At 67.2% G+C, this 23,938-nt stretch carries 22 protein-coding genes and 1 tRNA gene; 19 read left to right on the top strand and 4 right to left on the bottom strand.

Features of this window, described 5'->3' with window-relative positions:
- Positions 1-80: 80 nt before the first annotated feature.
- The 12 genes from BKA16_RS09290 (at position 81) to BKA16_RS09235 (ending at position 10,951) form a co-directional block, all read left to right on the top strand.
- The gene (locus tag BKA16_RS09290; RefSeq protein ID WP_183370386.1) at positions 81-371 is read left to right on the top strand and encodes a hypothetical protein; all 291 of its coding nucleotides are present in this window, start codon (positions 81-83) and stop codon (positions 369-371) included.
- A complete protein-coding gene (locus tag BKA16_RS09285) occupies positions 368-2,014 on the top strand; it encodes an alpha/beta hydrolase (protein ID WP_183370385.1) in 1,647 nt (548 codons plus the stop codon). The genes BKA16_RS09290 and BKA16_RS09285 overlap by 4 nt, the downstream gene beginning before the upstream one ends.
- 61 nt (positions 2,015-2,075) lie before the next feature.
- Positions 2,076-2,882, top strand: coding sequence for an HNH endonuclease family protein (locus tag BKA16_RS09280; protein ID WP_183370384.1), 807 nt, complete (start codon positions 2,076-2,078; stop codon positions 2,880-2,882).
- 485 nt (positions 2,883-3,367) lie between these two features.
- Positions 3,368-3,440 (top strand) — tRNA-Ala (locus tag BKA16_RS09275).
- Positions 3,441-4,290: 850 nt separating this feature from the next.
- Positions 4,291-4,563, top strand: a complete 273-nt coding sequence (locus BKA16_RS09270) for a PLDc N-terminal domain-containing protein (protein WP_183370383.1) — start codon at positions 4,291-4,293, stop codon at positions 4,561-4,563.
- Between the two features lie 250 nt (positions 4,564-4,813).
- Positions 4,814-5,632: an AraC family transcriptional regulator gene (locus tag BKA16_RS09265; RefSeq protein ID WP_183370382.1), complete on the top strand. Its 819-nt coding sequence runs from the start codon at positions 4,814-4,816 to the stop codon at positions 5,630-5,632.
- 171 nt (positions 5,633-5,803) lie between these two features.
- Positions 5,804-6,823, top strand: a complete 1,020-nt coding sequence (locus tag BKA16_RS09260; RefSeq protein ID WP_183370381.1) for an iron-siderophore ABC transporter substrate-binding protein — start codon at positions 5,804-5,806, stop codon at positions 6,821-6,823.
- Entirely contained in the window at positions 6,820-7,857 is a 1,038-nt protein-coding gene (locus BKA16_RS09255; RefSeq protein WP_183370380.1) for a FecCD family ABC transporter permease, read from the top strand. Before BKA16_RS09260 ends, BKA16_RS09255 begins: the two co-directional genes overlap by 4 nt.
- On the top strand, positions 7,854-8,915 hold the full coding sequence (locus BKA16_RS09250) for a FecCD family ABC transporter permease (protein WP_183370379.1): 1,062 nt from the start codon (positions 7,854-7,856) through the stop codon (positions 8,913-8,915). The genes BKA16_RS09255 and BKA16_RS09250 overlap by 4 nt, the downstream gene beginning before the upstream one ends.
- Entirely contained in the window at positions 8,912-9,805 is an 894-nt protein-coding gene (locus tag BKA16_RS09245) for an ABC transporter ATP-binding protein (protein WP_183370378.1), read from the top strand. The genes BKA16_RS09250 and BKA16_RS09245 overlap by 4 nt, the downstream gene beginning before the upstream one ends.
- A gap of 54 nt (positions 9,806-9,859) precedes the next feature.
- Complete coding sequence (locus BKA16_RS09240) at positions 9,860-10,450, top strand: O-methyltransferase (protein WP_221246789.1); 591 nt, start codon at positions 9,860-9,862, stop codon at positions 10,448-10,450.
- A 150-nt stretch (positions 10,451-10,600) separates the two neighbouring features.
- Entirely contained in the window at positions 10,601-10,951 is a 351-nt protein-coding gene (locus BKA16_RS09235) for a nuclear transport factor 2 family protein (protein ID WP_183370376.1), read from the top strand.
- 98 nt (positions 10,952-11,049) lie between these two features.
- Here BKA16_RS09235 and cynR read toward each other — a convergent pair whose 3' ends face one another.
- Positions 11,050-11,964: a transcriptional regulator CynR gene (gene cynR / locus BKA16_RS09230; protein ID WP_183370375.1), complete on the bottom strand. Its 915-nt coding sequence runs from the start codon at positions 11,962-11,964 to the stop codon at positions 11,050-11,052.
- Positions 11,965-12,069: 105 nt separating this feature from the next.
- Between cynR and BKA16_RS09225 the strand changes: the two genes are divergently transcribed.
- A complete protein-coding gene (locus tag BKA16_RS09225; RefSeq protein ID WP_183370374.1) occupies positions 12,070-12,855 on the top strand; it encodes an ankyrin repeat domain-containing protein in 786 nt (261 codons plus the stop codon).
- A 14-nt stretch (positions 12,856-12,869) separates the two neighbouring features.
- On the opposite strand, the gene BKA16_RS09220 is transcribed toward BKA16_RS09225, so the two are convergent.
- The gene (locus BKA16_RS09220; RefSeq protein ID WP_183370373.1) at positions 12,870-13,925 is read right to left on the bottom strand and encodes an SLAC1 family transporter; all 1,056 of its coding nucleotides are present in this window, start codon (positions 13,923-13,925) and stop codon (positions 12,870-12,872) included.
- A 480-nt stretch (positions 13,926-14,405) separates the two neighbouring features.
- On the opposite strand from BKA16_RS09220, the gene BKA16_RS24175 reads away from it, so the two are divergent.
- Positions 14,406-15,788 (top strand): wax ester/triacylglycerol synthase domain-containing protein, encoded by a 1,383-nt coding sequence (locus BKA16_RS24175; protein ID WP_183370372.1) that lies wholly within the window; start codon positions 14,406-14,408, stop codon positions 15,786-15,788.
- On the opposite strand, the gene BKA16_RS09210 is transcribed toward BKA16_RS24175, so the two are convergent.
- Complete coding sequence (locus BKA16_RS09210) at positions 15,767-16,453, bottom strand: trimeric intracellular cation channel family protein (RefSeq protein ID WP_183370371.1); 687 nt, start codon at positions 16,451-16,453, stop codon at positions 15,767-15,769. The two genes, BKA16_RS24175 and BKA16_RS09210, sit on opposite strands and share 22 nt — an antisense overlap.
- Before the next feature lie 158 nt (positions 16,454-16,611).
- Here BKA16_RS09210 and BKA16_RS09205 point away from each other — a divergent pair, with 158 nt between their 5' ends.
- Positions 16,612-17,973: an AIM24 family protein gene (locus BKA16_RS09205; protein WP_343067341.1), complete on the top strand. Its 1,362-nt coding sequence runs from the start codon at positions 16,612-16,614 to the stop codon at positions 17,971-17,973.
- A 4-nt stretch (positions 17,974-17,977) separates the two neighbouring features.
- Here BKA16_RS09205 and BKA16_RS09200 read toward each other — a convergent pair whose 3' ends face one another.
- Complete coding sequence (locus BKA16_RS09200) at positions 17,978-19,375, bottom strand: aminotransferase-like domain-containing protein (protein ID WP_183370369.1); 1,398 nt, start codon at positions 19,373-19,375, stop codon at positions 17,978-17,980.
- Positions 19,376-19,453: 78 nt separating this feature from the next.
- Between BKA16_RS09200 and BKA16_RS09195 the strand changes: the two genes are divergently transcribed.
- From BKA16_RS09195 to BKA16_RS09180, 4 genes are all read left to right on the top strand, one after another.
- Positions 19,454-20,707, top strand: a complete 1,254-nt coding sequence (locus BKA16_RS09195) for a pyridoxal phosphate-dependent aminotransferase (RefSeq protein ID WP_183370368.1) — start codon at positions 19,454-19,456, stop codon at positions 20,705-20,707.
- A 115-nt stretch (positions 20,708-20,822) separates the two neighbouring features.
- Positions 20,823-21,929, top strand: coding sequence for a FecCD family ABC transporter permease (locus tag BKA16_RS09190; RefSeq protein ID WP_183370367.1), 1,107 nt, complete (start codon positions 20,823-20,825; stop codon positions 21,927-21,929).
- The gene (locus BKA16_RS09185) at positions 21,926-23,029 is read left to right on the top strand and encodes an iron chelate uptake ABC transporter family permease subunit (RefSeq protein WP_183370366.1); all 1,104 of its coding nucleotides are present in this window, start codon (positions 21,926-21,928) and stop codon (positions 23,027-23,029) included. Before BKA16_RS09190 ends, BKA16_RS09185 begins: the two co-directional genes overlap by 4 nt.
- Positions 23,026-23,928, top strand: a complete 903-nt coding sequence (locus BKA16_RS09180) for an ABC transporter ATP-binding protein (protein ID WP_343067340.1) — start codon at positions 23,026-23,028, stop codon at positions 23,926-23,928. Before BKA16_RS09185 ends, BKA16_RS09180 begins: the two co-directional genes overlap by 4 nt.
- Positions 23,929-23,938 lie beyond the last annotated feature (10 nt).

Genomic DNA, 23,938 nt, shown 5'->3' with positions numbered 1-23,938 from the left:
ACCACGGAACCGCACGGGGCTCGCGTGCGTCTGACCCTGTAGAGGCCCGATACGGGCGCACTACTGCTGCAGGGGGAGCCATGTCGCCGTTCGGGATCACTCCTGACCGGATCGCGGTGATCGCGTCGGTGTGGAGAGAGGTCGGCGACGCGATCGTCGACGTGCGCGTGCCGCAGCCGACCGCGGGCTCATCGATCGGTGTCGCTGCGGTGGCCGCGTTCTGCTCACGTGCCACGACGATCTGCGACGCCGACGGCCGACGGCTGATAGCGCTCGGGGACGCGCTCGCCGTGTTCAACGCGCAGACGGAGCAGTCGGACGCCCAGGCGGCGGTCGCCCTCGGCGACGCGGGCGACGCGGACGTCCGATGACCGGCGTCGACGACGTCCTCTCCTGGCGGCTCGACGACCTCCGGGAGGTCGCCACCCGGTTGGAGACTCTCAGCGACCGGCTCGTCGACGCGGCGGGACGCTCGCTGCGCGCGTGCGGCGCCGATCCGGAATGGTCGGGCAGCACCCACGATGCGGCACTGACGCAGACGCTCGTCGTCGGGTCGTCGCTCGGGCGCTCGGCGCACGCGATCGACACGGCGGCCGACGCCGTCCGCTCCCGGACCTCGGTGCTGGCCGACATCCAGACGACGCTGCGCGAGCGCGTCGAACTGGCCCGCTCGCAGGGCTACACCGTCGCCGCCGACGGCACGGTGACTCATCCGGACCCGGCCAAGCGGACCGACGCCCGGTACCTCGCCGGTCGTATCCGCGCACTCCTGACCGAGGCGGACATGGCCGACCGGCTGCTGCACGACATCGTCACCGACGCCGTCGGACACCTCGACGGCTCAGGAGACCGGGTCACCCTGCCCGACGGGACCACGCAGACTCCGGCCGAGGCCGCCGACCGGTTGCGCAGCCTGCCGACAATACTGCGCAGGTCGTACTGGGAGTCGCTGTCCCAGCACGAGAAGGACCGGGTGATCACAGCCTCGTCGGCGGTCGTGGGCAACCTGGACGGCATTCCGTTCGACGATCGAGTCGCCGCGAACCGGTACACGATGCTCATGCGCGCCGACACGACATCCGATCCGGACGAACGCGAGCGCCTGGAGTCGATGCTCGACGACCGCCGAGCCTTCCTCGCCTACGAGCCCGACGCCGGAGGACGGTTCGTCGAGATCGTCGGCGATCTGAACGCGTCGTCGACGGGCGTCGCCGTCTTCGTTCCCGGCACCGGTACAGCGGGCGACGACGCCGACGCGCTGCGCAGGCGGGCGGTGGCACTGAACGAGAAGACCGGCTCCCCGGTGATCGTGTGGGCCGACTCCGAGTTCCCGCAGAGCATCGTGGCGGCGCCGTGGAAGGCCCCGCTCAAGACGACGGCCGTCGACCCGCGCCTGGCCGTGGAGGCCGCCCCGAGGCTCAAACAGTTCGTCGATGCACTCGACACAGAGCTGGCCGTCGCGGCGCCGCGAGCCGCCACCACTCTCATCGGGCACTCGTACGGCGGCACGATCGTGGGTACCGCCGAACAACTCGGCGTACGGGCCGACCGCGTGGTCTACGCGTCGGCCGCGGGCACCGGCGCACTGCCCGGCGAATGGCACAACGCGGCCCCGGACGTGATCCGCTATTCGATCACCCCGCCCGGCGACGTCATCCACTACGCGCAAGAGGCGGGAACACCACTGCACGGCGGGGACCCCGACGACGCCGACGGCGTCATCCGTCTCGACAGCGGATACCTGTCCCCCGACGAACACGGGCATCGTCGGCTGCTGGAGGGCAGGGACTCCCATTCGGCGTATCTGGACGACACCGACTCGGATGCGTTCAATGCCATCGCGAGCGTCATCCGGGGCGACGACCCCGATCGTTACGTCGAACGTGTGCCCGATATGCACGAGATCGACGACGCGAACAAGACACTCCACGACAGTGTCGGTCTCTACGCAGAGTTCACCGGCCGCGTCATCCTCGACAGCCTCATCGCTCCGTTCGCGCCGTTCGTGCGGTGACCGTCGGTGCCCGGCGGGCGCCGAGCCGGAATTGTCGGGGGCGGTCGGCACAATGGGAGCCATGTCGCTGTTCTCCGATCACAGTTCCGTCCGCCTCGCAGCCGTCACCGCGGTCGCCGCCGCCGGTCTCGTCGTCTCCGGCTGCGCATTGCCCGATGAGGCCCGGACGGACGTGTCGTGGTCGAGCACCGCGATCGACGGTCATTCCATCGTCGAAGATGCGCCGGTCACCAGTGCGTCGCCGTCACCGGTCGAGCCCACGACGCCGATCGAGCCCGCGACGCCGACCACGGGTCCCGCCTCGAACGCGCTCGCGACCCTCGAGACGATCCCGGTCAAGGGGCGCGCACCGAAGACCGGTTACACGCGCAGCCAGTTCGGCAAGGGATGGATCGACGACGTCGACGTCGAGGGCGGGCACAACGGCTGCGACACCCGCAACGACATCCTCCGCCGAGATCTCATCGATCTGACGACCAAGCCGAAAACGCGCGACTGCGTGATCCTCACCGGCATTCTCGACGACGTGTACACCGGCAAGGTGATCGACTTCCAGCGCGGCGAGACGACGTCGAACGCGGTGCAGATCGATCACGTCGTCGCGTTGTCGGACGCCTGGCAGAAAGGCGCACAGCAGTTGACCGCGGACGAGCGGAAGTCCTTCGCCAACGATCCGCTCAATCTGCAGGCCGTCGACGGACCGACCAATGCCCGCAAGAAGGACGGAGACGCCGCGACGTGGCTGCCGCCGAACCGCGCATACCGCTGCACCTACGTCTCGCGGCAGATCGAGGTGAAGGCCTCCTACCGTCTGTGGGTCACGAAGGCGGAGAAGGAGGCGATGCAGCGAGTCCTCGCCGCGTGCTGAATCTCAAGCAGCAGTTGAGATCTCGGCAATCGTCTGAATATTTCCGTAACCTTCGGATACATGAACGCCGTGTTGCGCGCTAACGTTCAGTTACCGCGATAACCATGCTGATCGTCGAATAAGACCAGCTCAGCGCGGCAGCGAGAGGCGACGATCGAGGAAACTTGCGCCCCGTCACAACATGTAACCGGCTGTGACGTACGCCGGGACATCTACAACTTAGGCAATCCTCATGTAACGATTCTCGTGCATCAAACGATGCGCTTGGAATCCAACCGAAAGGAACGCCATGTTCCCCGCCCTCACCCAGTTCTTCAACGACATCACCGTCTTCGGCGGCGACTTCCTGTCGATTGCTCTGACCTTCGGTTTCGGCGCCTGACATACAGCCTGAGTGGAATCCGGGTCGCAGCGGACGCGACCCGGATTCCACTGTCAGCATACGGCGCTGTTATAGTGGTTCACGGTTCACTTCGGTGACACCCGGGGCTATGGCGCAGTTGGTAGCGCGACTCGTTCGCATCGAGTAGGTCGGGAGTTCGATTCTCCCTAGCTCCACAGCAGCGCAATACGGGAACACACCACATCGAGGGATGTGCTGTGTTCCCGTAAGTCGTCTCTCCCCCGAGTAAGCAACGGCGTACGGCATCGGCCGGGCGCACCCCCGCCTCCAGACGCGCGGGCCTTACCGCTGCCGCGAGCCGGTGATCGACCTTCTCGTCACTCCGCGAGGATTCACCCGATGTTCATCAGTGGGACAAGTCTGGCCCGAGCGCTGTCGTCGACGGGCTTCTAGCCTTGGCGGGGCCGACCTCGATCACCGCCTCCGCCACGCGAGCACGCCGAGATCTCAACGCCGCCCTGCACAGCCGCGTCGAGAAGTGAATCCGCGCTCAACAGCACCCGTTCACGACCGGCCGATCGGCCGACGCCTGTACGACCCCGACTTCCGCGACGCAGAGCACCGGGAACATCGGCCGGTCGACGACGTCCTTGCTGAGATCGCGGACACACAGCCTCGGGCCGGAGGATCTCGCACCGCTCAGAGAAGGCGCCACGCGGCACGACAGCACCGTCGCGAACACTCACATCATCCTCGAACAGCACATCTATCGCGGTGCCGGACATGACCTCCACGGGCTCGTGTTCGTGGGCAACATCGAATACCAGCAGCCCGAACCGTCGTCGCGGCAGCACCGGTTCTGAACGATCCGCGACAGTACGTCTCTAACGGTCGACTCACGCCGTCAGTCGACATCGAGCCCGCCTGCGAGAAGCTCCCGAGTGTGAGTCTTCTCACTATTTCGTGCAGAAGACCCTCGAGACCGCGACTACATGAACACCAACACCGTAGTGGCGGCACCCGGAGCGAGGCTCTGTGCCGGCGTGTCCGAAAGGGGCCTGTTTCATGAACGCAGACACTTTTCCGGTTGTGGCCGATTCGGGCGAGAGTCTGACATCGGGATATGCGACCGGACTCGTCATCGGGGGCCTGCTGGCCGGGCTCGCTGTGCTCGGGCTGGTCATGTCGGCCCTGGCGCAGATCATGGGCATCAAGGGCCTGTCGGTGCTGAGCAAGTCGGTGTGGGCTGTCGCGGTCATCGGCCTCCCGTTGATCGGGTCACTTCTGTGGTTCCTACTCGGCCGTGATTCGGTGCGATCGACGCAGGTCTACGGCTGACCGCCGAACGTCGACAGCCCGACGACGAGAGCCCGTTCGACGCGTGCGCATCGAGTGGGTCGGGAATCCACCCCGAGGCCCCGGCCGACGACGCTCCGGAGCCGTCTACGGTACAGATGGGTCGGCCCGTCGATCAGGGCCGTCGTGACCTCAGGTCGCCGGCTTATGGAGACCCGTCACCTGGACGCGAGGGAAGGTTGTCCGTATGCCAGAGGTGCGGCCGCCCGTGCGGTGGCGTGCGGTCAGCGGCGTGAGTGAGTATCGCACCCTGCCGAACTATCGAGCCGGCGAGATCGCCATGCCGGTCGCGATTCACAATCACCACGAGCACTCCGATCACGGAGTGTACTTCGACACCCACTCGCACCCGACCCACGAACTCGTGTGGAAGGACCGGGGAGCCGGCGTGGTGGTCGCCGACGGCGAGCGGTGGACGACCACGCCCGGGCTCGGCCTGTGGATCCCCGCGGGTACGCCGCATTCGGGCTGGATGATGGCGTCCTCGACGTCGTATTCGACTCATTTCGACATCGACTCGCTCGACGCGCTCTCCACTCGACCGGTCGCGGTCGAGGTGACTCCGCTGCTGCGGTTGCTCCTGCTGCGTCTGAGTGAACCGAACCTGTCGAGCGACTCGCGCACCGTCGCCGAAGCGATGGTCTTCGACGTCATCAGTCCAGCCGAACGCCAACTCCGCGTCAGCATGCCGACCGACATGTCGCTGACTCCGATCATCGAGTCGGTGCTCGCCGACCCGTCGACGCAGACCACCCTCGACGGCTGGGCCCAGCGACTCGGCGTGAGCAGTCGAACTCTGCGGCGGCAGTTCGTCGAGCACGCGGGCTGCGGTTTCGCCGAGTGGGTGCGCGGAGCGCGGATTCAGTACGCGATCCCGCTGCTGCTGGACGGCGCGACACTCGAGGAACTGTGCGAGCCGTGCGGGTATCACACGGCAACGTCCTTCAGTGTCGCGTTCCGCAAGGTGACAGGCCTCACACCGGGCCAGTTCCGATCGCGCCACACCACATACGACCACGATGAGGCCATGTCGGTGTCCGAAACGGACTAGTGGTCGTCCAATTTGATTGATTGCGGCCCTTCTTTCTGTTGCTTAGCCTAAGAAAACTTAGGTTGCACTCAGTCAGAATCCGACTGGTGCTTCCCTCACTCCGCACGTCATCACCGCGTACCCGCACGTCGGGTGCGGTCATGGTCGTGCGATTCACCGAGAGGAACTCTGATGCGAACGACACCGCGCGGCGCCATCGCCGCGCTCGCTGTCTTCATCGTCGCTCTGCTCGCCGCCGGATGTTCGTCGAACGACGACAGCCGCGCCGATCAGGACTGGCAGCCGATCACCATCGAACACGCCCTCGGCACGACGGTGATCGATCGTGCGCCGGAGCGCGTGGCGACTGTCGCCTGGGCGAACCACGAGGTCCCCCTCGCTCTGGGCGTGGTGCCGGTCGGAATGGCCCGCGCCAACTTCGGGGACGAGGACGGGGACGGCCTGCTCCCCTGGGTGAAGGACAAGCTGGACGAGTTGGGCGGCGAGAAGCCGGTCCTGTTCGATGAGACCGACGGCATCGACTTCGAAGCGGTCGCCGACAGCCGACCCGACGTGATCCTCGCGGCGTACTCCGGGCTGTCGGAGGACGACTACGACAAGCTCTCGAAGATCGCGCCGACCGTGGCGTACCCGGAGACCGCGTGGGGCACGCCGTGGCGCGAGATGATCCGGATCAACAGCAAGGCCATCGGCAAGAGCGACGAGGGCGAGGGTCTGATCGCGTCGATCGAGCAGACCGTCGCCGAGAAGGCGGCCGAGCACCCGGCGATCAAGGACCAGTCGGTGATGTTCCTGACGCACGTCGACACCACCGACCTGAGCACGGTGAGCTTCTACACCACCCATGACACGCGTGCGATGTTCTTCACCGACCTCGGCATGAAGACCCCGCCGAGCATCGCCGCAGCATCAGCGGAGACCGACAAGTTCTCGCTGACCAAGAGTGCCGAACAGATCGATGCCCTGGCCGACGTCGACATCATCGTCACGTACGGGGGCGACGATGTGATCTCCGCTCTGCGCAAGGACTCCCTGCTGTCCCGAATCCCCGCGATCGCCAACGACGCGGTGGTGAACCTCCCGGGCGACAGTGCGCTCGGCACGGCCGCCAACCCGACACCGTTGTCGATAACCTGGACCCTGGACGACTACCTCGACCTCCTCGACAAAGCGTCGCCGGCCAAGTCATGAGCGTCGCCGACCGTCTCGTCGAGCAGGCGTCCGCCCCGGCACGACGCGGCGGTCGGTGGGCGTGGACCGCGGCGGCCGCCGTCGTCCTGCTCGTCATGGCCGTCCTGTCGATCAGATTCGGGTCGCGTGACATCTCGACGGACGACTTCTTCGCCGCCCTGTTCGGCGATCGCGACGCCTTGGCGCACGCCGTCGTGGCTCGCCGGATTCCACGCACGGTGCTGGCGATGGCGGTGGGGGCGGCACTCGCGGTGAGCGGCCTCGCGATGCAGGCGGTCACCCGCAATCCGCTCGCCGACCCGGGAATCCTCGGCGTCAACATGGGCGCATCGCTCGCGGTGGTCGTCGGAATGGCGTTCTTCTCGCTCACCACGGCGAGCTCGTACGTCTGGACCGCCATCGTCGGGGCGGCGGTCACCGCGGTCTTCGTCTACGCGGTCGGCTCGATGGGCCGCGGCGGTGCGACCCCGCTGAAGCTGGCATTGTCCGGAGCCGCGATCTCCGCGGCACTGTCGTCCCTGGTCATCGCCACCGTTCTACCGCGCAACGATATCGCGGGCAGCGTGCGCTCCTGGCAGATCGGCGGCGTCGGCGGCGGCACATGGAATTCGCTTCGGCTCATCGCCCCGTTCTTGGCGGTCGGGTTCGTCGTGTGCTGGTCGACCGCCCGGTCTCTGAACTCGTTGGCTCTCGGCGACGAGACCGCGTCGGGGCTGGGTGAGCACGTGACCCGCACTCGCGTGGTCGCATCGTTCGGCGCGGTGGTGCTGTGCGGCGCGGCGACCGCGATCGCCGGTCCGATCGGGTTCGTCGGGCTCGTCGTCCCGCACGTCTGCCGACTGCTGCTCGGGGTCGACCACCGGTGGACCATGCCGATAGCGGCCGTCGTCGGTGCAGCGCTGCTGACCGCATCGGACATCGTCGGCCGTGTCATCGCCGGCGACACCGAGGTGGAGGTCGGCATCATCACATCGTTGATCGGTGCTCCCGTGTTCATCTACATCGTTCGACGTCAGAGGATTCGCAGTCTATGACCACCAGTTCGCCGGCACCGGAGCGGTCGGCCGCACTCATCGTCGTCCGTCGGGCACGTCGGCGGCGACGTACCCGCCGCGGGCTCGTCGTCGCGGGCCTGTCGCTCGCCGTACTGGCCGCCGTCGTCGTCTCCCTCACCTGCGGCCGAACCTACTATCCGCCTGCCGACGTCATCGATGTCATCGCGGGCAGGACCGTGCCGGGCGCCAGCTACACCGTCGGTACCCTTCGTCTTCCACGTACCGTCCTGGCCGTCGTCGCGGGGGCCTGCTTCGGACTCGGCGGCGCAGCCTTCCAAGTGATGCTCAGGAATCCACTGGCCAGTCCCGACATCATCGGTATCAGTGCGGGAGCCAGCACGGCCGCGACGTTCGCGGTGATCGTTCTCTCGCTGAGCGGCCCCGTGGTGTCCGTGTTCGGCATAGTCGCCGCACTGGTCGTCGCGCTCGTGGTGTACCTGCTCTCGTATCGAGGAGGCTCGGCGAGCGCCCGGCTCGTGCTCATCGGCATCGGCGTCGCCGCCATGCTCTACAGTGCGACGTCGTACATTCTGACGCTCGCCACCGACTGGGACCTGCAGGCGGCGACCCGCTGGCTGTCGGGAAGTCTCAACAACGCCGCCTGGCCGTCGGTCGTTCCGGTAGTGATAGCACTCGCGGTCCTCGCCCCGGTGTTGGTCTATATGGACCGAACTCTCCGGCTGCTCCAGATCGGCGACGAGACCGCCACATCGCTGGGAGTCCGCGTCGACCGGAGCCGACTGCTGACCACGGTCGTCGCGGTGGTCCTCATCGCGTTCGCCACGTCGGCCGCCGGCCCCATCGCCTTCGCCGCGTTTCTCGCCGGGCCGATCGCGGTGCGCATGCTCGGACCGGCGGGCGGTGCGCCGCTGCTGCCTGCGGCGCTCGTCGGCTCACTGCTCGTCACTGTCGCGGACTTCTGCGGCCAGTTCGCCTTCGACAACCGCTTCCCGGTCGGGGTCGTCACCGGCGTTCTCGGTGCCCCGTACCTCGTCTATCTCATCGTCCGGTCGAACCGGTCAGGAGGAGCCTTATGACCGCCGACCACTCCCTGCGCACCGAGTCCCTGACTGTGGGCTACGGCAAGCGGATCGTCATCGACGACCTCACGCTCGCGTTCCCGGCCGGAGCGACCACCGCGATCATCGGCCCGAACGGGTGTGGAAAGTCGACGTTGTTGAAGTCGATGTCGCGCATCCTCCGCCCGACCAGCGGCCGGGTGTTGATCGACGACAAGCCACTGCATCGGGTGAACGCGAAACGGCTCGCTCGCGTCGTCGGGCTGCTTCCGCAGTCGCCGACGGCTCCGGAGGGCATAACCGTCGCCGAATTGGTCGGGCAGGGCCGGCACCCCCACCAGAGCATCGTGTCGCGGTGGAGCGCGGCGGACGATGCGGCCGTCGCCGACGCCCTCGCCGACACCGGCATCACCGGACTCGCCGATCGCGCCATCGACGAACTGTCCGGTGGTCAGCGGCAGAAGGTATGGATCGCGATGATCCTGGCGCAACAACCCAGCATCCTCTTGCTCGACGAGCCGACCACATTCCTCGACGTCAGCCATCAGATCGAAGTGCTCGACCTGCTCACCGACCGTAACCGTCACCACGGCACCACGGTGATCATGGTCCTGCACGATCTGAACCTCGCGGCCCGCTATGCGGATCATCTCGTACTGATGTCCGATGGAGCATGCGAAGCGGCCGGGCCGCCGAGCCGGGTCTTCACCGCCGAGAACATCACCCGAGTGTTCGGGCTGGCCAACCGAGTCGGCCGCGACCCGATCTCCCGGAAGCCGATGATGATTCCCGTCGGACGCCACCATTCCTCGGGGGCTCGGCCTGACGAGCCGCACTGCGCAGAGGCGACCGACCTCCAGATCACGACCACCGACATCCGACCGGACGCATCGACAGAAGGCGAGTGACACACCGTGCCAAGACCAGAGTTCAGCAGTGCACTGATAACAGATGAGAGAGTATTGGCGGTTCTGCACGAGCTCTATGAGCGCGAGCGCCATATCGAGTGGGGGAGCTACGACTTCGACCTCGACCCCTACGCGCATCCGGAGACAGGATTCTCGATGAGCCCGGAGCAAGGCGACCAGCTGTACCTGCTCGCGCGATACGGCCGGGCGACGAACGTCGTCGAATTCGCGACCTCGCTGGGCTTCTCGACGATCTTCATCGCGGCCGCACTCAAAGAGGCAGGCGCGGGCATCGTGTACAGCGCCGAGCTGGTGCCGAGTAAGGTCGAGCAAGCCAGGAGGAACATCGATCGCGCGGGACTGTCCGACTACGTCGAGATTCTCGAGGGCGACGCAAGAGAAGCGCTCTCCTCGGTTCCAGACCGAATCGATCTCGCGGTCATCGACGGATGGATACCGGCCGTCTCACTCGAGGTCCTGAAGACCATCGAGCACAAGCTTCGTCCGGGAGCTCTCGTCTACAACGAGAACCTCGACGACGAACTGATCGGCTACGTCAAGGAGAACGGCGGCAGATACCGGTCGATGAGACTCCTCAGCGGTTCGGACTACAAACCCTCCGGCGAAGTCGTCTTGAAGACATAGGGCCGATCTGCGGAGCGATGCGCGCGGCAGTCGGGGTCGAGCGGCCGAACACCGCCGTGACGGGCTATGACCTCCGAGGTCATGGTCCACACGGCTCGCTCTCGTCAGACTTTGTTCACGTCGACATGACCGGCTCTGGAAGGAAGAACGATGAACGACATCGCCGAGAAGTACCTGAAGACATGGAATGCCAGCGGGACCGACCGAGCAGACCTTCTGACGGCGGCCTGGTCGCCGTCGGTCTCCTATGTCGATCCGCTCGCCGAGGTCAGCGGCCACTCCGGCATGAGTGCGGTGATCGACGGCGTGCACGACCAGTTTCCCGACTTCGTGTTCTCCAGGATCGGCGAGGTCGACGCCCACCATCGGCAGCTCCGGTTCCGATGGGGACTCGGGCCTGCGGGCGCAGAACCGGCGATCATCGGTTTCGACGTCATAGTCCTCGATGAGCAGGGACGAATCCAGGACGTCCGAGGATTCCTGGACCAGGTGCCCGCCTGACGCTCACGGCGATCCGCACCGACAGTCGGGTCACGACGAGGACAGTACGTCGTCGCCCGTAGACCGGGCGGGCCGATTGCGATCGACGGACGTCTCGACTAGGGATCCATGCCGCCACGGGAGGAGACCGTCACCTCGCCCGAGACGCGGTGTGCGACCGTGACGAATGCTCGCGCGGCGCTCGATCGGTGACCGGCCTCGCGAACCAACAGCTCGACAGCGCGGTCGGGAAGAGCGGGCGTCACCGGCACGCGCGCGACGTCGTCGTGCGCATCGGTCGCGAGAGTCGGCAGCACGGTCGCGAGATCGGAGCTTCGCACCACTTCGATCAGTGAACTCACCGAGTTCACCTCCACCGTCACCTTCGGCGTCACTCCGCTGTCGACGAAATGGCGGTCGATGTGTGTACGCGTCGCGAAGTCGGTGCTCAGCAGCGCTAAAGGCACGTCGTCGAGTGCGTCGATCGGCGTCGCCGACGACCGTCGGACGAGCCCGTGTCCGCGCCGAGTCGCAAGCGTCAGGCCCTCGACATACAAGCCGGAGGCCAGGATTCCCGGAAGATGCGGGCGGGCGAACGCGATGCCGACGTCGATCTCGTCGGCCATCAGACCGGTCTCGATCCGATCCTGAGTTGTCTCGAGAAGCGTCAGCGTGAGATGCGGGCACTCCTCACGGAACCGCTTGATCAGCGGCCCCACCAGATAGGCCGAGAAGGTGGGTGTCATCGCCACGCGCACGTGCCCGCGAGACAGGTCGAGGACATCGTGCACCGCGCGACTGCCGGCATCGAGATCGCGCAGAGCCAGACGCGCGTGATGAGCGTAGGCGGCGCCGGCATCGGTCAGCGTCACTACTCGATGGGAACGATCCAGTAGCTCGACGTCCAGGCTCCGTTCGAGCTGCTTGATCTGCTGAGACAGTGTCGGCTGCGAGATGTGCAGCGCCTCCGCGGCCCTGGTGAAGTTGCCGTGATCGGCGACGGCGAGCAAATACCTGATGTGGCGCAACTCCATACGGGGACGATAGATGACATCTATTGAAATCATGGCAAGTGCGACTTGGACACTATCGAAATCGGTGGGCATGCTGGAGTTCGACCCGCAGACACGGAGGTTCTCATGAGGAGTGCGATTCGCCGGACGTTGATCCTGGCGTCGGCTGTCGCGGCGACGACCGTCTGCGTCACCGCCTGCTCATCGGAGGAGTCGACGGCCGCCGCTCCCTCGACCAGCCGCACACATGCCACGACCGGCGGCGTCGTCGCGACGCCGCCGCCGACCACCGCACCGCCGACGATCGTCGACCCGTCACTCAACGGCCCGCTGCAGAGCGCGGCCGCCGCGAACGACGCCGCACAGGTGCGCGACCTGCTCGCGCGCGGTGCTGAGATCGAGAGCCGCGACGGCCAGGGGCGCACACCACTGGTGACCGCCACCAAGAATCGAGGGGTGGACGCCGCTCGCGTCCTCATCGACGCGGGCGCCGATGTGAACGCGAAGGACGACATCGAGGATTCGGCCTACCTCTACGCGGGCGCCGAGGGCTACGACACCATCCTGCGCATGACCCTGGACCACGGCGCGGACCTGCGCAGTGTGAACCGATTCGGCGGCACCGCACTGATTCCCGCATCCGAGCACGGATTCGTCTCCACCGTCCGAACGCTGATCGACGCCGGTGTCGACGTGAATCATGTGAACACTCCCGGGTGGACGGCATTGCACGAGGCCGTCGTCTACGGCGACGGCTCGCAGAACCACCGCCAGGTGGTCTCCGACCTGCTCGACGCCGGTGCCGATCCCGATATCCGCGATGCCGACGGTCGCACCGTGCTCACCAACGCACTGAACCGGGGGCAGACCGCCGTCGTCGCCGTTCTGCACGACCACGGAGCCGCCCGATGAGTCCGTCACACGGATCACGAACGTCGCCACCGCGGAGCACCGCCGGCGACGAGTCCGCCGATCGCTGAGACCAACCCGAGCGCCACCGCGATCCACGCACCGAGGGCGACCCACGCCTCCCAGGTGCCGAGCGTGTCGAGCCACGACGTGCCGCGGATGAATCCGAGCTGACGACTCGACTCGCCGTACATGCCGATGGGGAACACCGCGGACCAGAGCGCGGCACGATAACGTCCGCGCGATCCGGAGCGCAACTCCTGCCACACCTGCAGAGCCACGGTCGGCAGCAGCATCCAGGTGACGAACGCCCAGATCGCCATCGCGACACCGCCGATCAGCTCGGGCGAGAGGAGGATCTGATCATAGGCGGCGCCCAGCACCTCGGCCGCCCCCAGAATCGTGATGGCGCCCGAGCCGAGGAACACCCAATAGGGGGAGACGTCGTCGTCGCGTCCGACGCCGACGACCAGCAGCCGCGCGGAGACGAGACACGCGATCACGATCAATTGGAGCACACCCAGCCCCCACGCGAGGACCGCGAGAGTCGCACCCACGTCGGTGTGCACGATCTTCGACCACGCACCAAGCGACACGGCGAGCGCCTGAGTGGAGACCACCAGCAGGAACCAGGTGCCGTCGAACATCGACAACGAGCGCGGCCCGTCACCGGTACTCGCACGCACCACCAGGGACGCCAGCACGCCGTGCTGGAGGACGAACCAGGCGACACCCGACACGACGATCAGCACCAGCGCGAGCGTGGTCGATCCAGTCGACGTCGCGTGCGCCGACAGCACGCCGCCCGCGGCGACGAACGCCAGTGCGGAGCAGGCACCGTCGTGGAGTTCGGCGCGCACGGACCACTGCCGCCGCACCAAGCCCAGAACCGTCCCGACCGCGAGCACGCCATAGCCGACGAGCCCGATCCAGAACAGGACCCGAGCGAGATCGTCCGCACCGGAGTTGGCGACCGCCGTCGAGACGATCCCGGTCGCCATGACGAACGTGAAGTGCTCGAGCCTCAGCCCGCACAGAGCACTCCACACGCCTCGCCCGACTGTCCTCACCACGTCTCCTTCGGCTCGTCCCCCGCGAACGTAACAGTGCCACCGAGACGCCTGTGCATGCTCGGTCTGGCACACCTGCCTCCCATGTCCTGGCACGCTCGGATCCTTTGGTCCCGATTCTCGTGCGATGGCAGCAGTACGTCCGTATCGGGCATAGAGTCCGACGTATGCTTGCGGTCGGCCCGGACCACCCGCAAGCGGGCCACCGCCGTGCCGCGTTCAGCTGGCACCCGCCCCCGACCTGCGTCCGTCACCCGTATGCGCGCGGGTGCCCTCGTCGAGGTGTTCCGCGATCACCGCGAGGAGAGGGAGATGTCATGCCCCCGCGCCGATGACTCGCTTGCCCATGAGTTCCGAGCCACTGTCCACCGTCCTCGACATCCCGTCGCATTGACCCGCTGAGACCGGCATCGAGGACAGAAACACCGACCAATTGGATCATTCGGATTACATTTCATCGTCCGAACAACCTAGTCTCGAAGAGTGACAACCTCCCGAGTATCCCCGTATGACGTCAACTTCGCATATGCGGAGTCGCCTCGGGTCCGATCGTCCATCGTCACCGCGTACGCGTTCCCCGAGAGCAGTTCCTCGAGTCAGGACCTCACCGAGTGGCTCGCCGCACGCGCTGGTGGAATCGAGGTCCTGCGGCAGCGACTGGTGATCCCGCTCGGCGGGATCGGCGACGCGTATTGGACCGACACCCCCGAGTTCGACCCTCGCGACCACATCGACCACCTGCCCGCGATGGGCTGGGATCAACTCGTCGACTTCATCACCGAATTGCACGAGCAGACCTTCGACGAGGCACGCCCGCGGTGGTCGCTGTACATCGTGCGCAACGTGATCGGCGTCGGCGCGATGCACGCGCCGTGCACAGTTGTCGTCCTGCGGTTCCACCACTCCATGGCCGACGGAATGGGTGTCGCGGCCATCGCACGTTCCCTCTTCTCCGCCGACGTCGGCACGCCGTCGCCGGCCTCGCCGGACAGCGGTGCGCGACTGGCCGCCCTCGAACTCGCCCGCGTCCCGCTCCGGCCGTTCCTCGTCCTCGCCGACCTGTGGCGGTTGATCGGCGTCAGTCGGCGCGCCTCACGCGACCGCAAAGCGGGACTGTGGTCGATGCCCGACGCGCAGCCGCGGGCGACCCGCCTCAACGGGTCGTTGAGCGGCAGACGGGAGTCGGCGATCGTCTTCCAGTCGGTCGCCGGCCTGCGCGTCGTCGCACGGGCTCACGGGGTGTCGGTCAACGATGTGGTGTTGAGCGTCATCGGCCGCACGATCGCGGCTCACCTCGGCGACCCGGATCAGGCGATAGCGGCCAGCGTCCCGGTCTCCGTCCGTTCGCTCCTGGACCCCGCGATGCGCAACGCACTGGGTTTCGGGACCGTCCCCCTGCGGCCCGACCTGCCGTTCCCCGAGCAGGTCGTCGCCGTCCACGAACAGGTGCGGGCCGAGCGCGACCGCCTGAACCTGCCGAGTTTCGCCGCGATGTACGGAGCTCTGCCCCGCCTTCCCGGCTGGATCTACCGAATCCTGTACCGGACCGGTCAGCGGCGTGCCGCGCGTAAGCCGAAGCCCGATACGACCCAGCTGCGCGTGAGCACGATCCCCAAGGGGTCGGCGGAGCACTGGACACTGGCCGGTCTGCCGGCTGTCGCCTGCTTCGGCGTCACGCCGATCAACGACGGGCTCGGAGTGAACCACACCGTGTCGACCTTCGGCGACAACCTGTCGATCGGAATCCTCGCGGATCCGGAGCAGCTGACCGACCTCCCCACCTATCTCGCCTCCCTGCAGGCCGAGCTGGACGGTCTCCGCGCAGCTTATTCGTCGCGCGAGACCTACTCGTCGCGCGACACGTAGTACGGCCGAGGCCCGTGCCAGCGGTAGCGCAGCGCGAGCAGGCGGAACGCGATCACGGCGAGGGCGCAGAGCAACCCTATCCACGCTCGGTACCAATCGAAGTGCATGAGGGTCGCCGTCAGGACCGCGCCGCAGAACGCCGGAATCGCGTACAGCGGTTCGTCGGTTCGCAGGATAGCCGGGACCCGACCCGACAGGACGTCGCGGATGATGCCGCCGCCGACGCCGGTCGTGAGCCCCAGCAACGCGGCCGACGGCGCCGAGACACCCCAGTCGTAGCCGACCGCGGTCCCGGTGACGACGAACAGTCCGAGCCCGATCGCATCGGTCACCTCCAACGGCCAGTGGGTCAACCGCGCGGGAGGATGCCAGAAGAAGATCACCAGCCCCGTCGCCGAGGCCGCCGCGATCAACGTGAAGTCGGTGAACGCGGTCGGGGGCGTGTTGCCCGCCAGGACGTCACGGATGACTCCGCCGCCCAGCGCCGTGCTCACCGCCAGAAACACGATTCCGACGATGTCCAGATTCCGGCGCACCGCCGCCAACGCTCCCGATGCGGCGAAGGCGACCACACCGATCATCTCGCCGATCTGCTGCACGACCGACGCCGCATCGTCGATTCCTGTTGCGAGCACGACACTCACCACTGACTGCCCCCTGCACATGCTGATCGGTCGACCGCGAATCTGTCTGGCACAGGAACGACATTAGGCCGAACGCACTTCCAGATCATCACGCGAGGACGTCCTCGGTCGCCGAACCGTCGGTCATGCGACAGACGACCGAACCGAGGGAACTCCACACTCCTCGTAGACTGTCCACTGTGAGACAACTGTCCCCCGGCGAGAACCAACCCCTGCCGTCGTCGACGGTCACCGTGCAGGTGCACTGCGCATCGCCGGCCAACACGTCCGCCCTCCTGCTGACCGACGCCGGCCGGGTCCGGTCGGACGCCGACTTCGTCTTCTACAACCAGCCTTCGGCCCGCGGGGTCCAGTATCGGGACGAGGGCGAGGTCGACACCGTCAGCATCGACACCGCCGCCGTCGACAGTGAGATCACCACAATCGCGATCACCGCCAGCCTCGACGGCACCGGACCCGCGTCGTTCGCGACCGCGGGTGCGCTGCGCGCGACCGTCTTCGACGCGAATCGCGCGGTCGCCGCCGACTTCCCCGTACCAGGGCTCACCAGTGAGACGGCCGTGGTGTGCCTCGAGGTGTATCGGCGCGGCGACGCGTGGAAGGTCCGCGCCGTGGGACAGGGGTACGACTCGGGGCTGGCGGGCCTCGCCACCGACTTCGGCATCAGCGTCGACGACGAGCCCGCGGTCCCGGCGGCACCCCACGTCGCCGATCCACAACCCTGGCCGCCGCAGCAACAGCCTCAGCATCAGCCGCAGAGTCCGATCCCCAACCCCGCAGTCGCGCCCAGCAGCGCACACACCCCAGGAGGGTCCATGCAGAGCGAGCTCTTCGCACCGGCGCACGCCGAGATCCAGACACAGGGCATCGGCAAACAGGGCAGCAAGATGTGCCGAGTCGGTCTCAACGGCGAGATCATGGCACGTCAAGGCTCCATGGTCGCCTACCAGGGAGATCTCCGTTTCGAAGCGCTCGGCGCAGGCGGCTTCAGCCGCGCGCTGAAACAGGCGATGACCGGCGAGGGCGTGCCCATCATGAAGGTCAGCGGGCGCGGCGATCTGTTCCTGGCCGACAACGCATGCGAGGTGCACCTCATCGATCTCGACGGGTCCGACGGTCTGACCATCAACGGCGCCAACGTGCTGTGCTTCGAACCGACGCTGCAGTACACCGTCGAGCGCGTGCGCGGCGCCGGTGCGATGAGCAACGCGGGCATGTTCAACTGCGTGTTCACCGGCCGCGGCCGCATCGCGATCACCACGAACGGTTCACCGGTGGTCCTGAGCGTCGCAGGCGACACCTACGCCGATCCGCAGGCCGCGGTCGCATGGTCGTCGAGCCTGCGCACGTCGGTCAAGACCAACGACTCCTTCGGCCTCAACACCCTGATGGGCCGCAACACCGGTGAGCGCTTCACCCTCGCGTTCGGTGGTCAGGGCTTCGTCGTGGTGCAGCCGTCCGAGCAACCGCCGGGCGGATTCATCGGGGGCACCGGCGGCGGGAACGACGGCGGCATGCTCGGCGGATTCCTCGGCCGTTGAGCGTTCACGCTCCCGCACTCAGGACTTCGCGCAGCACGGCGGCGAACTCGCGTGCGTCTCGACCGCCCAGCCGCGCATAGTTCAGCACCAGACCGGAGACGGGGAATCGCGAGGACTGGCTGCTCAGCGATCGAGTGCGCCACCCGGCCTCCGCCAGATCGTCGACGACGGCGTCGTCGTCGTGATCCGGCAACAGCACGCACAGATGGAGCCCCGCCTCGACCCCGGTCACGGCGACGTCTGGACACTCGCGGGCGAGCGCTGCCACCAGCCGCGACCGGCGGTCGCTGTACACACGTGCCGCACGCGCGAGATGACGGTCCATCGCCCCCGACCCGATGAACTCGCCCAACGCGTCGGCGGGCAGCGACGACGGCCCGCGGCGGTGCACGGCCAGCCAACGCTGCACGTCCCGACGCAGAGCCGCGGGCGGTAGGCACCACGCCACCCGCAGATCCGGAGACATCGACTTCGACGACGTGCCGACGTACGCCACATGGTCGGCAGCGCCCGGCAGGGTGACCAGCGCGGGCAACGGAGCCACCCCGTAGCGGAACTCGCCGTCGTAGTCGTCTTCGATCACCAACGATCCGGTCCGCCGCGCCCATTCGACGAGCGCGACCCTGCGATCCACACTCGCCCGATGCCCCAGGGGGTACTGGTGCGCCGGGGTGGTGAACACGATCGCCGACTCGTCGCCCAACCGCGCGGCGTCGAGCCCGTCCGGATCCACCGGGTGACACCGCAGCTCGAGCCCGTGCTCACGCGCCATCAGCACCGCACCGCGGTAGCCGGGATCCTCCACGTGGAACACTCGGGCATCGAACACCGCGCACAGCGCGGCGACGGCCGAGCGCGAACTGTCGAACAGCAGCGGATCGGCGGCGGCGATCCCGCGATGGCGTCGTAGGTGCTCGGACAGGGCGGCCCGCAGAATGGGACTCGGCTCCTCCCACGGATTCAATCCGGCCAGACCCGCCGTAACGGCCGATCGGACCGCGCTCCGCCACGCCCGTCGATCCACGAGATCGGCGTCCGGGACGCCAGGGCGCAGGTCGCGGGACGACCGGCCTCGTCGCTGTTCGACGACGGGTGCCGGCACCGCGTCGTCGTGCTTGCGAGTGCGGGCGCCCGCCCGGGCCGCCTGCGTCGCACCCGCGCTGACCAGCGTGCCGGAACCGTGTCGCGAATCGACGAAGCCCGCCGCGGCCAGTTCGTCGAAGGCGCGCACCACCGTCCCGCGAGAGAGCCCGGTCTGCTCGGCGAGGACCCTGGTCGACGGAAGACGATCGCCGTCGACCAGGGCCCCGTCGACGATCCGGTCGACGATGCCGTCGACCAGATCCGCGGCACTGGACACCGGGGACAGGACGAGAGAACCAGACGTAGCAGTGCGGGCCATACGCCCACCTTAAGTGGTCCCACGAGATTGAGAGAAGTGGACCTTCTCCCGGATCCACTTCGGCGGTGTAGTAGTCCTATGACGACCTACCGACAGTCCCACCGACTCCGCGACGTCCGCTACGACGTCCGCGGCCCGATTCTGACCGAAGCCATGCGTTTGGAAGCCGAGGGTCATGACGTCCTGCGTCTGAATCTGGGCAACATGCGTCCGTTCGGACTGCAGGCCCGACCGGAGATCGTGGAGGCCGTCGCCACCGGTCTGGACGACGCGCAGGCGTACTCGGACTCACGCGGCATCCGCCCCGCTCGCGAGGCGGTCGCCGACCACTACCGTCGCCTCGGTGTCGACGGCGTGTCCGGCGACGACGTCTTCCTCGGCAACGGGGTCAGCGAACTCATCACCCTCACCCTGCAGGCCCTGGTGAACCCGGGCGACGAGATCCTCGTCCCGGCGCCCGACTACCCCACGTGGACCGGCGCGGTGAATCTCACCGGAGGCGTGCCCGTGCACTATCTGGCCGACGAGTCCGACGGCTGGAACCCCTCTCTCGAGGACATCGAGTCCAAGGTCACCGACCGCACCACCGCGCTGGTGATGATCAACCCGAACAATCCGACGGGGGCCGTGTACAGCGAGCAGACGGTCGCAGGCATGGCCGACATCGCGCGCCGCCACGGACTGGTCCTGCTCAGCGACGAGATCTACGAGGAACTCGTATTCGGCGACGCCCGCCACCATCACGCGGCGCGTGCCGCCGGCGACGACGTCCTATGCCTGACGTTCGGCGGCCTCTCCAAGGCCTACCGGGTGTGCGGGTACCGCGCCGGCTGGGTCGTCGCCACCGGCCCGCTGGACGATGCCGCCGATCTACTGGAGGGCATCACCCTCCTGTCGAACATGCGCGTGTGCCCCAACGTCACCGGTCAGTACGCGATCCCCGTCGCACTCTCGGCCGACTCGCCCCTTCCCGGCGACGTCGTCGACCCGGACGGACGACTGGAGCGGCAGCTGGAACTGACCGCGGAGGCGCTCAATGCGATCCCCGGAGTGAGCTGCGTGCCGCCGCGCGGGGCCCTGTACTGCTTCCCACGCATCGACCGGGCGATGTACGGCATCGACGACGACGAGGAGTTCGTCCTCGACCTCCTGCGTTCCAAGCACGTCCTGGTGACCCACGGCACCGGCTTCAACTGGCCCGAGCCCGACCATTTCCGGATCGTGTGCCTACCCGACGCCGAGGTCCTCGGTCGTGCCGTCGAGTCGATCGCCGACTACCTGGCGGCGCGACGGACCACGACGTCGTCGAAGCGGATCGGAGCGTTCGCATAGCCGAGGAGCAAACCGACGATCTCTCGGTGCGACACAGCCACTGAGGTGTTAGGGTAGCCAAACGTAAAGTGCGACAAGCCCGACTCCGAAAGCTGAGGTTCGGATGGATCCAGCGATGGAGACGACTGTGGCGGAGGGTACCGCCACGGAGTCGCCGAGTCGGCCGGGAGCGACCAGCCCGGACAGTGCCCCGGGACCGGTCGACCGTCCGCCGATCGGACGAGGCCGCTTCAGCAGCCGACTGTCTGCGCTGGCCGTACTGGCGGTGCTCGTGATCGCGGTAGCCGTGCTCAGCCTGCTCGTCGGCAGTGGCGACATCACCGCCGCGCAGGCGTGGCACGCCCTGTGGACCGGCAATGACGGATCGACCACCGCCGAGATCATCTGGACCACCCGCATTCCGCGGACGATCCTCGGCATCGTCGTGGGCGCCGCACTCGGTGTGGCCGGCGCCGTCATTCAGGCGATGACTCGAAACCCACTCGCCGACCCCGGCATCCTCGGAGTCAATGCGGGCGCCTACTTCTTCATGGTCGTCGGATTCTCCATCCTCGGCGCGACCTCGACGTCCGAGAACGTGCTGTTCGCTCTCGTGGGCTCATTCCTCGCCGCCATCCTCGTGTACTTCGTCGGATCGCGCGGACGCGGCGGAGCCGCACCGGCGAAGCTCGTTCTCACCGGCGTCGCGGTCGGTTGTGTGTTCACCGGTGTCGCCTTCGGTATGACGATGGTCGACCCCAAAGCGTTCGACTCGATCCGCGCCTGGCAGGTGGGCTCGCTCCAGAAGGATCACGGCGGGGAGATCCTGGGAACCGTCTGGCCGTACATCGCCGTCGGAATCGTCATCGCGATCGCCCTCACCGGATACCTCAACGCCATCGGCCTCGGCGACGATCGCGCGCGATCCCTCGGTGTCCCGGTCACCACGGTCCGCGCCTTCGGCTTCGTGTCCATGACGCTCCTGTGCGGGGCGGCGACCGCGGCCATCGGGCCGGTCACGTTCCTCGGATTGATGATCCCCCAGTTGGTACGGATGGTCGTGGGTCCCGACCAGCGCTGGATCATTCCCGCGAGCGCGCTGTGCGCCCCGATAGTCTTCGTGGCCGCGGACGTCGTCGGCCGCGTCGTCACACCGACCGAACTGCCGGTCGGAATGGTCACCGCGTTCATCGGCGCTCCCGCCCTCATCATTCTCGTCCGCAGGAAGGGAGTCGCCCTGTGAGCCGGTCTGAACCGACGACCGGTGTCGAGCCCGTCGCTTCGTCACCGCAGATCTGGCCTCGCCGCATCCGCTTCGTGCAACTCGGACGACACCGAGTCAAGATCGATCTGTGGGCCGTCGCCGTGACCCTGGTCCTCGCTGTCGCCGTCGTCGGCGTCTCTCTCTGGTCGCTGACCCTGGGGTCCGTCGAAGGCGCGGATCTGCCGCTCGGGCGCGTGGCGAGCGCCATCCTCGGTAACGAGACCGCGGCGGTCAACCGGATCGTCGTGGAAGGTCGGCTGCCTCGCGTCCTCGTCGCGATCGTCGCGGGCATGGCGCTGGCGCTGTCCGGAGCCGTGTTCCAGACACTCACCCGCAACCCACTCGGCAGCCCCGACATCATCGGATTCACCAACGGAGCCAACACCGGAGCGTTGCTGGCGATGCTGACCTTCGGACTCGGCTATTCCGGGGCGACGATCGGCGCCGTCATCGGCGGCTTGGGCACCGGTGCGGTGATCTACCTGCTCACCTGGGGGCAGGGGCTGCAGGGCAACCGACTGGTGGTGATCGGCATCGGCATCAGCGCGATGCTGATCGCTTTCAACAGCTTTCTCCTGGTCAACTCCAGCGTCGAGAACGCCGCGGTGGCCGCCGCCTGGGGTCAGGGCATCTTCGACCAGCTCACCATGACCGACATCGTGCCCGTGGCCATCGCCCTGGTCCTCCTCGTCCCGATGCTCGCCTATCTCGCACCCAGCATGCGGATGTTCGAACTCGGCACAGACTCCGCGGAGAGCAAGGGGGTCGACACCGACCGAATCCAGCTCTGGCTGTTGGGCATCGCGGTATGCCTCGTCGCCGTCGTCACCGCGGTCGCCGGCCCGATCGCGTTCATCGCCCTGATCGCACCACAGGTCGCGGCGCGCATCACGCGCGGCCCCGGCATCCCACTCGTCACCTCCGCGGCTGTCGGCGCCGCACTCCTGGTGCTCAGCGACGCGATCGCCCGCACACTCCTCGCTCCGACCCAGTTGCCGGTCGGCGTCGTCACCACCGCGCTCGGCGGCGTGTATCTCGTCGGACTCCTCATCGCACAATCTCGGAAGGCGGCGTCGTGACCACCAGAACCAGCGATCCGGCGACCACCGGTCGACTCGGCACCGAGACGATCACCGTCGGTTATGACAACGCGACGATCATCGACGGATTGAGCGTGATGATCCCCGACGGCTCGTTCACGGTGATCGTCGGACCGAACGCGTGCGGCAAGTCGACGCTCCTACGGGCGCTCTCCCGGCTGCTCAAACCGTCGCGCGGGCACGTTCTCCTCGACGGCAAGAACGTGCAGCAGTGGAACGGCAAGGCCTTCGCCCGCGAGGTCGGGCTCCTGCCGCAGCAGTCGATCGCGCCGGACGGCATCACCATCGTCGACCTCGTCTCACGCGGGCGGTTCCCCTACCAGTCGATGTTCGCTCAGTGGACCGACAAGGACGAGGAGGCGGTCCGGTACGCACTGGAGGCGACCCGGCTGACGGATCTGTCGACCCGACCGGTCGCCGAGTTGTCCGGCGGCCAACGACAGCGCGTGTGGATCGCGATGGCCCTCGCACAGGACACGCCGGTACTGCTGCTGGACGAACCGACGACCTACCTCGACCTCGCACACCAACTCGAAGTACTCGACCTGTGCTCAGACCTCAACCGACGGGGTGTCACCCTGGTCGCCGTCCTGCACGATCTGAATCAGGCGGCACGGTACGCGACTCACCTCATCGCGATGCGAAGCGGGACGGTCGTCGCTGAGGGACCGCCGACCGACGTCGTCACCGTCGAGAACGTGGAGAACGTGTTCGGGGTCGCGAGCAGGATCATCGCCGATCCGGAGACCGGGACGCCGATGGTCGTTCCGCTCGCATCGGGTGCGGTGAAGGTCTCGGCCCTTCCCGGCGACACCGCGAACTACCAAGCCGCGCGATCACACGCGGCCAGGCTCCAGACAGAGTCCACGGACTCGTGAGAAAGGCAAC

The sequence above is a fragment of the Gordonia humi genome (assembly GCF_014197435.1).
In the GTDB taxonomy this organism is placed as follows: Bacteria; Actinomycetota; Actinomycetes; order Mycobacteriales; family Mycobacteriaceae; genus Gordonia; species Gordonia humi.
This window is presented reverse-complemented; position numbering and strand designations above follow the sequence as displayed.